This window comes from Clostridium cylindrosporum DSM 605 (assembly GCF_001047375.1).
In the GTDB taxonomy this organism is placed as follows: Bacteria; Bacillota; Clostridia; order Clostridiales; family Caloramatoraceae; genus Clostridium_AB; species Clostridium_AB cylindrosporum.
This window is the reverse complement of record NZ_LFVU01000028.1, coordinates 129,353-143,948: the sequence shown is the minus strand read 5'-3', so window position 1 is coordinate 143,948 and position 14,596 is coordinate 129,353. Positions and strand designations below refer to the sequence as shown.

Here is a 14,596-nt window from a genome sequence, read left to right as displayed (position 1 = left end):
AATTTATAAATTTTAATTAGCTAAACATATTTTAATAAGGGGTGGTAGAAAAGTGGCAATTATGACAATAGGTGAATACAAAAAGCCTACAAGTGCTAAGGAGGCATATGAACTTATGACTTCCAAAAAAGGTTCAGTATTAATAGGAGGAGGGGCTTTTGTTCATCTTACTCCTAGACATATTGGACTTGCAATTGATTTATCAGATACAGGACTTGATTATATTAAGGAAACTGATGATGCAATTGAAATTGGGGCAATGGCAACATTAAGAGACATTGAGGTAAATGGTATTTTAAAGGGATATTTTGATAATGTACTATCAAAGTCTGTTGAGAGTATTGTAGGTCTTCAATTAAGAAATTCAGCAGCTGTTGGTGCAACAGTTTATTCAAGGTATGGATTTTCAGACTTTATAACAGCTCTAAGAGTTTTAGACACTAAAGTAGTTCTTCATAATGGGGGAGAAATATCACTAGATGAATTTATCGAATCAAAAAGAGAAAAGGACTTACTTGAAAAGATTATCATTAAAAAAGAAGATTTAAGAGCATCTTTTCAAATGATGAGAAATTCAATAGCTGATTATGCAATTTTAAATGTTGCAGTTTCAAAATCAGGAAACAAATTCAAAATTGCAGTAGGTGCAAGACCAGTTATTGCAGAGTTTCCATTAAAGGCAATGGAATATATAAACTCTAATGAAGTAAATGAAGAAACAGCTGATATGGCAGGTAAAATTGCATCAGAAGAACTTAAATTTGGAAATAATGGCTTAGGTTCAAGCGAATATAGAAGGCATCTTTGTAGAGCGCTTGTAAAGTCAGCAATACTGGAGGTGCTATAGATGAAAGTTACTTTAAATATAAATGGGAAAGATCATAATTTAGAAATTAAACCACATGACTACATTCTTGATGTATTAAGAAAAATTGGATGCCATAGTGTAAGACGTGGATGTGAAACATCATCATGTAGTGTATGTACTATTCTTATGGATGGAAAGCCTATTCACTCATGTTCAACCTTTGCAGCTAGATGTGAAGGCCACAAGATAGTAACTGTTGAAGGCGCAGGAGAAGAAGGAAAAAGATTTGCAGAAATAATAGTAGAGTCAGGTGTTGACCAATGTGGATATTGTAGCCCAGGGTTTATATTAACTGTTCTTGGAATGAAAAACGAACTTAAAAATCCTACAGATGATGAAATAAAGCATTATCTTGTAAATAACCTTTGTAGATGTACAGGATATGAAGGTCAATTAAGAGCAATTAGAAAGTTCTTAGAGGAGGTAAAATAATGAAAGAGGTAACTAGAAGTCTTCCAAAAGTAGATGGTTTAGGGTTAGTCCTTGGGAAACCTGTTTATACAGATGATTTAGCAGATCCAAATGCACTTGTTGTAAAAATTTTAAGAAGCCCACATGCATTTGCAAAAATAAAATCAATAAACACTGAAATTGCTAAGAAAGTTCCAGGAATTGAATGTATATTAACTCATCATGATGTACCAAAGGTTAGATATACAAGAGCTGGACAAGCTTATCCAGAAACATCACCACAGGACACACTAATATTAGATGAGTATGTACGTTATGTTGGAGATGACGTTGCAATAATTGCAGGGGTAGATGAGGAATGTGTTGAAAAGGCTAAAAAACTTATAAAAGTTGAATATGAAGTTTTAGAGCCAATTCTTGACCTTGAAAAAGCTGAAGGAAATTCTATAATAATACATCCAGAGGATGACTGTGAGTGTCTTGTAGACGTAGGTTATGACCCTACAAAAAATATAGTATGTAAACTTAAATATGATCATGGAGATATAGAGAAAGTTTTTGCTGAAAGCGATCTTGTACTTGATAGAACATATTATACACAATCTTCTCATCAAGGTTTTATGGAAACATTTAGAAGTGCTACACATATAGATGAACATGGTAGATTAGTTGTAATATCTTCAACACAAGTACCTTTTCATGTTAGAAGATCTCTTGCAAAAGCTCTAGAGATGCCAATCGGTAAAATCAGAATAATAAAACCAAGAATCGGTGGAGGATATGGTGGAAAGCAATCTGGTAATTCAGAATACTATCCAGCATTAGTTACTATGAAAACTGGAAAGTCAGCTAAAATTATCTTCACAAGGGAAGAAACCTTTGAAGCTGGACTTCCAAGAATACCAATGAGATTAGATATTAAGGTTGGAGCAAATAAAGACGGTAGAATTACAGCAATTGATCTTAAGGCTGTTGGTAGTGCAGGAGCCTATGGAGAACATGCAAACTCTATACTATTTGCAACTGTTATGAAGGTTTTAAACCTTTATAATAAAATAGATGCAGGTAGATACGTAGGAACAGGGGTGTATACAAACACTGTACCTACAGGAGCGTTTAGAGGATTTGGAGCAACTCAAGGTGTATTTGCCCTTGAAAATACTGTAAATGAAATTGCTGATATATTAAAAATGGATCCTACAGTAATTCACGATAAGAACATGATTAAAAAGGGAGAAAAAACGATTAAATTTAGATGTAATGGGATTGAAAATAGAGGCCCAGATGAAGTAATGCAAAGTTGTGGACTTGAGTACTGTGTTAAAAGAGGTAAGGAACTTATAGGATGGGATGAAAAGTTCCCAGGAAAACAAGTAGGTCCTAACAAATTCCGTGGAGTTGGTATGGCTATAGCAAGACAAGGTTCTGGCGTACCATACCAAGATATGGGCTCAGCCACATTAAAGTTTAATGATGATGGTTCATTTATGTTATTTATTGGTGCCACTGATTTAGGTACAGGAAGTGACACTATTCTTTCACAAATTTGTGCTGAGGCAATTGGTGTTGAAACAGAAAATATTGCAGTTTTATCATCGGATACTGACCTTACACCATTTGACAGTGGAGCCTATGCATCAAGTACAACATATGTATCAGGTAATGCAGTTAAGAAAACTGGAGAGAAAATGAGAAGTATGATAATGGAAGAAGCTGCAAGGGTTCTTAATGTTCCACTATCAACAATTACCTTCGAAGATGGAGTAATAAGTGTTGAGGGAACAAGTCATAGCATAACTCTAGGAAATCTTGCAAAGACGCTTATGTATGCACAAAAGCAATTGGTTGCAAGTGATTCATATGTAGGTCACAAATCACCACCACCATATATTGCTGGGTTTGCAGAAGTAGAAGTTGACACTACTACAGGAAAGGTATTCCTTGAAAACTTTGTAGGAGTTCTAGATATAGGAACACCTATTAATCCACTTCTTGCGAAAATACAAGCAGAAGGGGGTATACTTCATGGAATAGGAATGGCTCTACATGAAGAAGTTAGAACAAGTAGTACAGGAAAGATGCAAACAAATACCTTTATGACTTATAAGGTACCTACTAGAAAGGACTTTGGAAAAATTATTACTGAATTTGATGATAGTTATGAACCAACTGGTCCTTATGGAGCAAAGTCTGTTGGAGAAGTAGGGCTTAATACATCTTCGCCAGCTATTAGAGAAGCTATCTATAATGCAGTAGGAGTAAGAGTAAATTCTATACCTATAACACCTGAAAAGGTACTTATGGCCCTTAAGGAAAAGGAAGCAAAATAACATATATAATTAATAGATAAAGTGCAAAGGCCAGTATGATAAAACATTATTATACTGGCAGCCACTTTATTTATTATAAATTGAGGTGAAAATGTAAAATGGAAGTAGAGGGAATTGTTTTAGCCGCTGGTTTATCAACAAGAACAGGTGACAATTATAAAATGTCATTAGATATAGATGGGAAATCTATTATAGAAAGATGTATAGAGGGGATGTATGATGTTTGCTCTAAAATAATCGTTGTAGGAGGACATCGTATAGAAGAAATACACTCGATTCTAAGTAGATATAATAAGGTTAAGGTTGTTTACAATGAGAATTATAGAGATGGAATGTTTAGTTCTGTAAAAGAAGGGGTAAGGCATATTACAAAGGAGCGTTTTTTCTTTACTCCAGGGGACTACCCAATAATCAATAAAAACACATACAATGCCATATTAAAGATTGATTCAGATATTGTTATTCCAAGGTTTAATGAAAGAAAAGGACATCCAATTTTGATAAAAAGCTATTTGATAGAAGACTTACTTAACAATTGTAATTATACTAGTTTAAGAGATTTTGTGAGAAGTAAATATGCAATAATTATAGATGTAAATGATTCTGGAGTATTAAAAGATGTTGATACTATGGAGGACTACGATTCTGTTATGAAAATTGTATTAGATAATAAAGAAAATATGATTAAGAAATTACAAATAACTATATGATGGTTATTTGTTTTTTTTATTATTAAAAGGTTAAAATAGATATAAATAGTGATAAAAATAAGTTTATGTAATAAGTGTTAGCAATTAAATTATTTATCTGTCAGAAAATTAGCAGAAAGCAACAAATTATTTCTCAGGAAATAAAATGTGCTATATTTCAATATTTTATATTAAAATTAAGAAGTATTTTTAAATTTCATGTATAATGTTATAATATTAAAGGATTACTAGGGAGTAAAATGAAGTTTACGCTTGTTAATATAGATTGAGTAAGAAGGTGAAGCTAATGAAAGATAAGAAGGATATTAAGGTTGTTGTGGGAATGTCAGGTGGAGTAGATTCATCGGTTTCAGCACTTCTTTTAAAGGAGCAAGGATACGACGTCATAGGTATATTCATGAAAAACTGGGACGAAAAAAATGAAGATGGTGTTTGTACAGTTGAAGAAGATTATGATGATGTAAGAGCTGTATGTGATCAAATTGGGATACCATATTATACCGTAACCTTTGTCAAAGAGTATTGGGATAGGGTTTTTACTTACTTCCTTGAAGAGTATAAAAAAGGAAGAACACCTAATCCAGATGTTATGTGTAATAAGGAAATAAAGTTTAAGGCTTTTTTAGATCATGCTATGAAAATAGGAGCAGACTACATAGCTATGGGACACTATGCCCAAGTTGAAAACAGAGATGGAGAATACTGTCTTATAAGAGGTAAGGATAATAACAAGGATCAAACATATTTTTTATGTGAATTAACACAGGAACAGCTTTCTAAAACAATGTTTCCAATTGGACATCTTGAGAAAAAGGAAGTTAGAGAAATTGCTACAAAGGCAGGACTTAAAACGGCCTCTAAAAAGGACAGTACAGGGGTATGCTTTATAGGAGAGAGGAACTTTAGAGAGTTTTTATCGAATTATCTTCCAGCAAAACCAGGAAACATAAAAAGTTTAGATGGTAAAGTTTTGGGAAAACATTATGGGCTTATGAATTATACACTAGGACAGAGAAAAGGCCTTGGAATAGGTGGAGCAGGTGAGCCATGGTTTGTTGTAGATAAAAATCTTGCTACAAATACCCTATATGTTGTTCAAGGTGAAGATAATCCATTATTATTATCCTTTGGATTAGTAGCTAAGGATATAAACTGGATTAATAAGTCCCAAGATGAAAATGAATTTAACTCTACTGCTAAGTTTAGATATAGACAGCCAGATCAGGGAGTGAAAGTAAAACCTATAACTAAGGATACAGCATTAGTTATTTTTGATGAACCACAAAGGGCTATAACTCCAGGTCAAGCAGTTGTATTTTATGATGGAGATAAATGTCTTGGTGGAGGTTTTATAGACGCATACTTTAAGACTGAAAGAGATCTTCAAGAATATATAGAAAAAATATAAATTAAAGCAGCCAAAATGGCTGCTTTAATTTATATTATTATCCTTTGCACTTGAAAATAATAATTCCAATAATCATTATTCCAACGCCTATAAATTTAGATAACCCAAACTCAACAGGAGCAGTTCCAAATAAAGTAAACTTATCAATTGCTGCAGCTGTTAAAAGCTGCGCAACTAAAATTGTAGAAACTGCACAGGTAGGCCCAAGTAGTGATACACCCTTTATAACTGTAAATGTTATTAAGGCACCAATAATACCACCTGTTAAGTATAATTTATCTACTTCAACAATCTTTCTAAAGTCACCATTTGCTACGAAAAGTAAAGCTAAAATAGAAACAATTAGTGCAGTTCCATGAACAAATGCACTTGCTTCCCAAATACCTATTCTCTCGTTTAGACGAGTATTAAAAACTCCTTGGAAACTCATAAGTGCTCCAGCTACAATAGAAAAAATAATACCAATCATATTTAAACACCTCGGTATTATTCTAAATAAAACTGCTTGTTTTTATACATATATGTATATGGAATAAAATGCAACATGAAAATCTATAGCTAAAGCATTCCATTAAAAAAGGAACCTAAAAAGGTTCCTTGAAAATCAAATTTAATTAAAATTCTCTACTTTGGTTTTTCTTAGCTCTTCTACAATCAGGGCATCTCTTAGGTTCATTTTCGAATCCTTTTTCTGCGTAGAACGCTTGTTCTCCTTCAGTGAAGATAAATTCCTTTGAGCAATCTTTGCATACAATTGTCTTGTCTGCCATTTTACATACCTCCTGTAGTTTAGGGATTCACCAGATTCAATAGACTCATTCTCCCGAAATAGAAGGGTAAACATGGTCTAGACGGGTTAAATTCCTAATTAAAATTTTTAATTATTATATCATTTTTTTAATTTTCAGGCAACAATATTGTTATATTTTTAAGTATGTAAATAATCTTAGTAATAATTAATAGATATCTGCAAAGATTATATATAAAGTATAAATAATATAGAATTTTATTAGACAAAATATAGACATAGATTATTCGACAAAATATTTCTAATTAAAATAAAAAAATATATATTTAAATATATTATTCTCTAATTGATAGTTTTATTGCAATGATATATAATAAAGTTGTTAAAATTACAAAATTCATTCAGTAAAATTTATAGGTTTGTATAATTCTATAAGTATATTGTATAATTGTGTAGGAAAATATAAAATTAGATGGAGTTGAATTAATTTATGATACTAATAAAAGAGTTTGAATTTGATGCTGCACATAACTTGGTAAAATATCATGGTAAATGTGAAAGATTACATGGGCATACTTATAAGTTAATTGTGAAGATTGAAGGAGAACCAGGTGAAGAAGATATGGTTTTTGACTTCGTTGAGCTTAAGAGAATAGTAAAAGCTAAAGTAATAGATAAGTTAGACCATTATTATTTAAATGATATTATAGAACAGCCAACAGCAGAAAACATAGCAAAATATGTATGGAATGAACTAGTTGATGAAATAAAAAGAGATAATTGTAAATTATTTGAAATAGAAATATGGGAAACTAAAACTAGTGGCCTAATATATAGGGGGTAAATCATGAAGGACGTACAAAGCCAAAAGGATACGAGAAACATAGCATTAAAGAAGGTAGGTATAAATGATTTAAAGTGGCCTATTAAGGTTCTGGATAAAACATCAGGAGAGCAAACAACAGTATCTACTATGGATTTATCTGTTTATCTACCACATGACCAAAGAGGAACTCATATGAGTAGATTTGTTGAAGTTATTAAAGAAGCTCCACAATTCTCACCTAAGGGTCTTGAAGAAATGCTAAAACACTTAGTAGAAAGATTAGAAGCTAAAACAGGACACTGTAGAATCGCATTTGATTACTTTGTAACAAAGGCTTCTCCTGTGACTGGAATAATGGCACCATATGATGTTCAATGTTGCTTTGATGCAGAATATTCAGTAGAAACTGGATTTAAGTTTATTTTAGAAGTAGCAGTACCTGCAACAACACTTTGTCCTTGTTCAAAGGAAATTAGTGAATTTGGAGCGCATAACCAAAGAGCTATTATTAAGATGAAGATTGAAATGGATAAGCTAATTTGGATTGAAGACCTTGTAAAGATAGCTGAAGAAAGTGCAAGTTCTCCAATATTTACTCTACTTAAGAGACAAGATGAAAAGTGGGTAACTGAACAAGCATACCTAAACCCAAGATTTGTTGAAGACGTTGCACGTGAAACAGCTGCAAGACTTGAAGCTTATGAGGGAATTACTTGGTACAGCACTTATGTTGAAAGTATAGAAAGTATTCATAACCACAATGCATTTGCATACACAGAAAAAGGTTGTACTTTATAGGAAAAGAGATGTATTAGGATGAGAAAAAACATCACATTAAAAGATGGAAAAGTATATAATTTTGATAATATGAAGATAATGGGCATACTTAATGCTACCCATAACTCCTTCTATGAGGAATCAAGAGTTTCATCATTAAGCTCAGCTGTAGAAAAAGCTAAGGAAATGATAGCAAATGGTGCAGATATACTTGATATAGGTGGAGAATCTACAAAACCAGGTTCTGATCCTGTTGATGTAGATGAGGAGATACAAAGAGTAGTTCCCCTTATTAAAGAAATCAGAAAAGTTAATAAAGATGTTTTAATTTCTGTAGACACATATAGAGCAAAAACAGCTGAGGAAGCAATTAAAGCAGGAGCAGATATTATAAATGATATTAGTGGTCTTACATTTGATGATAGGATGGCTGATGTTGTTAGAGATTATGATGTACCTGTAATAATAATGCATATCAAGGGAACTCCAAAGGATATGCAACAAAATCCTCAATATGATGATGTTGTTAAAGAAATGAAGGAGTTTTTTAGAGATAGAATAGATTATGCAATCTCTAAAGGAATAAAAGAAGATAAAATAATGCTTGATCCAGGAATAGGGTTTGGTAAATTATATGAACATAATATTGAAGCAATGAAGAAAATAGAAGAATTTTATGAATTTGATATGCCTATTCTTCTTGCTGTATCAAGAAAAACTACTATTGGTGTAGCACTTGGTAATTTACCACCTGAGGAAAGACTAGAAGGAACTATGGCAATAACATGTTATGCAGCTTTAAAGGGAATTGAAATGATTAGAGTGCATGATGTTTTGGAAAATTATAGAGCTGCTAGAATGGCTGAGGTATTAAGAAATGAATAAAGCATATATAGCATTTGGAAGCAACATAGGAGATAGACATAAAGCAGTGGAAGATGCCTTTGTAATGATTGAGCAAAGAGGTATGAGAATTACGGCTAAATCTAAAATGTATGAAACAGAGCCATACGGTTATACAGATCAACCTCCTTTTTTAAACGGAGCTATAGAGGTTGAAACTCATTTAAATTGCAGGGAAACCCTAAAAGCGCTTCTAGACATAGAAAATGATATAGGAAGAGTTAGACTTATTAGATGGGGACCTAGAATTATTGATCTTGATATACTTATGTTTAATGATGAAGTACACGACGAAGAAGATTTAAAAGTTCCACATACAGATATGGTTAATAGACAATTTGTTTTGGAGCCTCTTAATGATATTTGTCCTGATAAGATTCATCCACTTCTTAATGTAACAATAAGAGATTTACTAGAAAATTTAAAGAAGTAGCATATGCTACTTCTTTTTATATTGTACTATGTTTAACTCAAGGATTCAGTATGTAATATACTTTTAAATGCTTGAAAGGAGCTGAGATTTTGAACTCTACACAAAAAATACTAAAGAACAATTTAGATATACTTTTATTTATATCTATAATCTTTTTAAAGCTTATATCTTCAAATATTACACTTAAACTAAATGGCCTTTCATTTTATACTATTATAGGGTGTTTAGGCTCAGTTTTAGTTTTATTAGGTTTTTCATATTTCTTTACTAAAAGAATTCGAATACCTATTTTCTTCGTGATTAATATAATCGTAACTTTAATTATTTATATAGACAATGTATACAATAGATACTTCTTAGATGTAACTACAATTGGGCTTATAAAGCAGCTTGGAATTACAGGAGAAGTTAAGGACAGTGTATTTAATCTTATAACGATATTTGACTTACTTTATATTTTAGACCTAATTATTTTAATTCCTTTTTATCTTAAGAATAAAAGAGAGATAACTAGGGGAGAGTTAAAGTTTAATAAAAGGGTAATATCATCTATATCTATGCTTATAATAGGCTTTATGTTATCCGCATTAAGCGTTATTGGACTTGCTAAGATGCAAGTTGGGATACTTAATAGCTTTTATGATAAAAAAGCAATTGTTAGAGAAGTTGGGCTTCTAAATTATCATGTTCTTGATATAAATAAATATATTAATAATTATATGCTAAAAAAATCTTCAATAACCGAGGATGAAAAGGCACAGGTAGAAGCATTTTTTGAAAATAAAAATAAGACAAGCTTAAATAATCCTAAATATAATGGAATAGCAAAGGGAAAAAATCTTATTGTTATTCAGCTTGAAGCTTTCCAAAGCTTTGTTTTAAATAAGAAGATAAATGGGGTAGAAATAACTCCTAATTTAAATAAGCTTGCTAAAGAAAGTTTAAACTTCAAGAATTATTATTTCCAAACCTCACTAGGAGGAACATCTGACGCTGAGTTTTTATCTAATACGTCACTTTTACCAGCAAGGGAAGGCTCTGTATATTATCAGTATGCACAAAACGAGTATAATTCTCTTCCTAAATCTTTAAAAGAAAGTGGATACTATACTGCTGTTATGCATGCAAATAGGCCAGGTTTTTGGAATAGACAAGAAATGTATAAGGCTCTTGGATTTGATACTTTTCAAAGTGAGAAAAACTATAAAATAGATGATGTGAAGATTCTTGGATTAAGTGATAAGTCATTTTTTAGACAAAATATAGAAAAGTTGAAATCATATCCAAAGCCATTTTATGGTTTTATGATATCTTTAACAAGTCATTTTTCTTTTAGAGATGAGAAAAACTCTCTAAAGGATGTTATGAATGTTGGGGAATATGAGGGTAGTTTAGTTGGTGACTATATAAAAACTGCTAGGTATACAGATGAAGCATTAGGACAATTTTTAAATGATCTGAAAAAAGAAGGACTATATGATAATACTGTAATAGCAATCTATGGGGATCATTCTGCTATATCATCTGATAAGAGAGATCAACTTGCAAAGGTAGTATATGGAAAAGAGACTATTTCAGAGTTTGAATGGCAAGAGGCTCAAAAGGTAGTATCAATGATTCACATACCAGGTAGTAATTTAAAAGGGGATGTGGACTCTGTAGCAGGACAGTACGACCTTTATCCTACACTTGCTAATCTATTTGGATTTAAAACAAAGGTAACCCTTGGACAAGACCTCTTAAATAAAAGTGAAGGTTTTGTAGTAACTAGAGCAGGAAACTTTGTAACAGATAGTGTTATTTATGTTAAGGCAGAGGATAAGATATATGATAGGAAAACAAAAAAGGAATTAAATAAAAAGGATTATCAAAAGTATTTTGATAAAATGAACGAGTATTTTACAGTCACAGATAAAATCATAGAAAATAATTTAATAAAAGTATTTAATTGAAAATAAATAAAAATGCTACCTAGATTAATCTAGGTAGCATTTTCATATTTTATTTTAATAGAATCTTATTATATTTTTTCTTTCCTCTTCTTATAAGTAGGTATCCTTCGCTAAACATATCCTCAGTTAGGCTTAAGTTAAAGTCTTCAACTTTATCATTATTAGCATAAAGCCCACCTTGAGTTATAAGTCTTTTTCCTTCACTTTTTGAAGGTATTAACTTTGTTGAAACAAGTATATCAAGTAATGATTTTCCAATATCATCACAAGTAATTTCAACGGCTTCTACGTTATCAAGATTACCGCTTCCTTCAAATAAAGCCTCAGTAGCCTTTTGTGACGTAATTGCAGCTTCTTCTCCATGAATAAGTTTAGTAACTTCAAATGCAAGTACCTTTTTAGCTTCATTTATAGCTGAACCTTCAAGAGAAGATAACTTTTTAACTTCGTCCATTGGAATAAATGTTAAAAGAGACAGGCATTTTTCAACATCTGCATCTGCAACATTTCTCCAATATTGATAAAATTCATATGGAGAAGTCTTTTCAGGATCAAGCCAAAGAGCTCCTTTTTGAGTTTTACCCATTTTCTTACCTTCACTATTAGTAAGAAGAGTACAAGTCATTGCAAAGGCACTTTTACTTTCTTTACGTCTAATAAGTTCCATACCAGCTAACATATTTGACCATTGGTCATCTCCACCTAGTTCCATTTTACAATTGTACTTTTTGTTAAGAACATAGAAATCGTATCCTTGCATAAGCATGTAGTTAAATTCTAAGAAAGAAAGGCCTTTTTCAAGTCTTTGTTTAAAGCATTCTGCTGTAAGCATTCTATTAACTGAAAAATGTACACCAATATCTCTTAAAAACTCTACATAATTAAGGTTAAGTAGCCAATCAGCATTGTTAACTAAAATTGCCTTATCATCAGTAAAGTCTATGAACTTTTCCATTTGTTTTTTTATACAACTAACATTATGATCTATATCTTCGTGAGTTAGCATATTTCTCATATCCGTTCTTCCACTAGGATCTCCGATCATCGCAGTTCCACCGCCAATTAGTGCAATAGGTCTATGACCTTCTCTTTGCATGTGAGCCATAAACATCATAGCTATAAAGTGACCTACATGAAGTGAATCAGCAGTAGGGTCAAAACCTATATAAAAAGTTACTTTTTCTTTTTCAAGTAATTCTTTAATTTCTTCTTCATGGGTTAATTGTGCTATGTATCCTCTTTCCTTTAATATATCAAATACAGACATTTAAAAACCTCCTATTAGGTAAAATACACATTTGTACATAAGGACATTTTATCAAACATGTATAGAATTATCAAATTTAAGTTTATTTCATTAATAAGTATAATTGTAGAATAAATATTATACAAAGTAATTACTATGAACTTATAATATTTACTCAATATAGAAAAAGTGATAAACTTGATGTATATTAGTGTATGTTTTACTTTAAGGAGGACAAGTATGATTAAGATAATACTTAAAGATGGAAGAGAATTTGAAAATGACCCTGCTTATGGATATAACCTAGACAGAGTTAAGGATATATGGGATTGCCTAAATTCAGTTGGTGTTTATAGCTTAGCTTACAAAAATATGAAAAACTTAAATCTTTTTGATAAAAACATAGAGGATGTAAATGATATTATTAATTCTACTCCTGAAAAGGATGGAGATATGATTAATATTTATAGACAGGATGTTAAGGATATTATAGAAGTTAAATAGAAAAAAAGGAAGCCATTTGGCTTCCTTTTTTAGTTAACAAAAACTTTAGTTCCAGCACCTACATTATCATATATCCATTTTGCTTCATTTACAGGAAGACGTATGCATCCACTAGATAGTCTAACCCCTACTCTTGAATCTACAGCTTTATTTTTATTGCTTGAGCTATAAAGAGTAGAGTGGAATAGATATGAACCATTAAATCTTACGAAATACTTTGCTCCAACACTTGGGTTAGATGGTGCAGTAAACCATGCACCACGATTACTTACTGTAAATGTTCCTCTTGTGGTAGGAGTTCTGTTTTTACCAGTTGCACATTGTATAGACTTAACTAGACTATATGATCCCTTTTTACCAGTGAATATATTTGTAAGTTGTCTATCTATATCAACCCATATAAAATACTTAGTACCACTTGAAAATCCTTTGCTGTTTACATATTGCTCAAGTTGAGCCTTTGATAATCTATTTTTATTAGTAGCTGGATCCCTTGGTATTGAAAGGTATGATGATGATATCCATCCTCTTTTACCTGATCTTGTATCACGAACGTTATACCATTTACCACCTTTATCACTTAAAATTTCAACTTTGCTACCTTTAGATAGACTAACAACAGCTGATGAAGAATTAGGTGATGATGTTAATTTTCCACTTTTAGTTAATGTAGCATATACTGCTGATGATTTAACTAATTTATCAACTGATGGTGGTTTAGGTGGTGCTGGGGCTACTGCAGTAACTTCAGCAGAGTACTTTGTAACTATAGTACCTTGTATATCCTTAACTATTGATAATACTTTATACTTTCCTGCTTGAGGTATCTTATAAGTTATGTAATTTGATACAGATTCAGTTGAAGTATATATCTTCTTATTATCCTTATAAATTTCCCATTTATATTTTAGAGAGTCTCCCGTAGCATTACTTGTCCACTTTATTGTTTCGCCTACCTTTAAAGATGAAGCACTTCCTACTACAGATTTAATAGTAGCAGGAACATAAGGTTTTTTCACAATAATATTGTCAGATTTTTGGCTAACAGTTTTTCCATTAGCATCAGTTACCGTTACATTAACATAGTATGTATCTATATCTGTAAGTATAGAAGAGAAAATATTGCTTTCACTCTCCTTAGTTGATATAAGTTTTGAATCCTTGTAAAGGTCAAATTTATATGTAAGGTTTTCACCAGTAGCATCTAATGTCCAAGTAACATTAGTATTTGGTGAAATAGTTCCAGTTTTATCACATTTAAGTGATTTAATTATAATTTCAGTTGGCTTTGTAGTATCTTCAGGTAAAGTAGGTCCTGAAGTAGGTTCTGATGTAGTACTTTCAGAAGAAGCAGTTCCTGAAGATACTTGATCAGTTTCTGCATTTACAGTCATTGGTGTAAGTAGTGAAAAAGCTAATAAAAAGCTACATACAAATCCAATAATTTTAGATAATTTCTTGTTATTCATATTATTACCTC

The 14,596-nt window shown here is 31.5% G+C and carries 15 protein-coding genes; 11 read left to right on the top strand and 4 right to left on the bottom strand.

Annotation, left to right across the window (positions count from 1 at the left end):
- Positions 1-61: 61 nt before the first annotated feature.
- The 5 genes from CLCY_RS11550 (at position 62) to mnmA (ending at position 5,727) form a co-directional block, all read left to right on the top strand.
- Entirely contained in the window at positions 62-847 is a 786-nt protein-coding gene (locus tag CLCY_RS11550) for an FAD binding domain-containing protein (RefSeq protein WP_048571619.1), read from the top strand.
- Positions 848-1,300: a (2Fe-2S)-binding protein gene (locus CLCY_RS11545; RefSeq protein WP_048571302.1), complete on the top strand. Its 453-nt coding sequence runs from the start codon at positions 848-850 to the stop codon at positions 1,298-1,300.
- Positions 1,300-3,609 carry a xanthine dehydrogenase family protein molybdopterin-binding subunit gene (locus tag CLCY_RS11540; RefSeq protein WP_048571301.1) on the top strand — a complete coding sequence of 770 codons (2,310 nt, stop codon included), beginning with the start codon at positions 1,300-1,302 and terminating at the stop codon, positions 3,607-3,609. The genes CLCY_RS11545 and CLCY_RS11540 overlap by 1 nt, the downstream gene beginning before the upstream one ends.
- Before the next feature lie 98 nt (positions 3,610-3,707).
- Positions 3,708-4,319, top strand: a complete 612-nt coding sequence (locus tag CLCY_RS11535; protein ID WP_048571300.1) for a nucleotidyltransferase family protein — start codon at positions 3,708-3,710, stop codon at positions 4,317-4,319.
- Positions 4,320-4,605: 286 nt separating this feature from the next.
- Positions 4,606-5,727, top strand: coding sequence for a tRNA 2-thiouridine(34) synthase MnmA (gene mnmA, locus CLCY_RS11530; RefSeq protein WP_048571299.1), 1,122 nt, complete (start codon positions 4,606-4,608; stop codon positions 5,725-5,727).
- A gap of 37 nt (positions 5,728-5,764) precedes the next feature.
- Here mnmA and CLCY_RS11525 read toward each other — a convergent pair whose 3' ends face one another.
- Together CLCY_RS11525 and CLCY_RS11520 are read right to left on the bottom strand one after the other, a co-directional pair.
- Positions 5,765-6,196 carry a DMT family transporter gene (locus tag CLCY_RS11525; protein ID WP_048571298.1) on the bottom strand — a complete coding sequence of 144 codons (432 nt, stop codon included), beginning with the start codon at positions 6,194-6,196 and terminating at the stop codon, positions 5,765-5,767.
- Positions 6,197-6,341: 145 nt separating this feature from the next.
- Positions 6,342-6,497 carry a zinc-ribbon domain-containing protein gene (locus CLCY_RS11520; RefSeq protein ID WP_048571297.1) on the bottom strand — a complete coding sequence of 52 codons (156 nt, stop codon included), beginning with the start codon at positions 6,495-6,497 and terminating at the stop codon, positions 6,342-6,344.
- 468 nt (positions 6,498-6,965) lie between these two features.
- Between CLCY_RS11520 and queD the strand changes: the two genes are divergently transcribed.
- The 5 genes from queD (at position 6,966) to CLCY_RS11495 (ending at position 11,366) form a co-directional block, all read left to right on the top strand.
- A complete protein-coding gene (gene queD / locus CLCY_RS11515; protein ID WP_048571296.1) occupies positions 6,966-7,319 on the top strand; it encodes a 6-carboxytetrahydropterin synthase QueD in 354 nt (117 codons plus the stop codon).
- Between the two features lie 3 nt (positions 7,320-7,322).
- On the top strand, positions 7,323-8,099 hold the full coding sequence (folE2, locus tag CLCY_RS11510) for a GTP cyclohydrolase FolE2 (protein WP_048571295.1): 777 nt from the start codon (positions 7,323-7,325) through the stop codon (positions 8,097-8,099).
- A gap of 18 nt (positions 8,100-8,117) precedes the next feature.
- On the top strand, positions 8,118-8,963 hold the full coding sequence (folP, locus tag CLCY_RS11505) for a dihydropteroate synthase (RefSeq protein WP_152668163.1): 846 nt from the start codon (positions 8,118-8,120) through the stop codon (positions 8,961-8,963).
- Positions 8,956-9,414, top strand: coding sequence for a 2-amino-4-hydroxy-6-hydroxymethyldihydropteridine diphosphokinase (gene folK, locus CLCY_RS11500; protein WP_048571294.1), 459 nt, complete (start codon positions 8,956-8,958; stop codon positions 9,412-9,414). The genes folP and folK overlap by 8 nt, the downstream gene beginning before the upstream one ends.
- 89 nt (positions 9,415-9,503) lie before the next feature.
- Entirely contained in the window at positions 9,504-11,366 is a 1,863-nt protein-coding gene (locus tag CLCY_RS11495) for an LTA synthase family protein (protein WP_048571293.1), read from the top strand.
- A 49-nt stretch (positions 11,367-11,415) separates the two neighbouring features.
- Here the strand turns inward: CLCY_RS11495 and tyrS are convergent, their stop codons facing one another.
- Positions 11,416-12,633 carry a tyrosine--tRNA ligase gene (tyrS, locus tag CLCY_RS11490; RefSeq protein WP_048571292.1) on the bottom strand — a complete coding sequence of 406 codons (1,218 nt, stop codon included), beginning with the start codon at positions 12,631-12,633 and terminating at the stop codon, positions 11,416-11,418.
- A gap of 219 nt (positions 12,634-12,852) precedes the next feature.
- On the opposite strand from tyrS, the gene CLCY_RS11485 reads away from it, so the two are divergent.
- Entirely contained in the window at positions 12,853-13,116 is a 264-nt protein-coding gene (locus CLCY_RS11485) for a hypothetical protein (protein ID WP_048571291.1), read from the top strand.
- 29 nt (positions 13,117-13,145) lie between these two features.
- Here CLCY_RS11485 and CLCY_RS11480 read toward each other — a convergent pair whose 3' ends face one another.
- Positions 13,146-14,585: a L,D-transpeptidase family protein gene (locus tag CLCY_RS11480; protein ID WP_048571290.1), complete on the bottom strand. Its 1,440-nt coding sequence runs from the start codon at positions 14,583-14,585 to the stop codon at positions 13,146-13,148.
- Between the last annotated feature and the right edge of the window lie 11 nt (positions 14,586-14,596).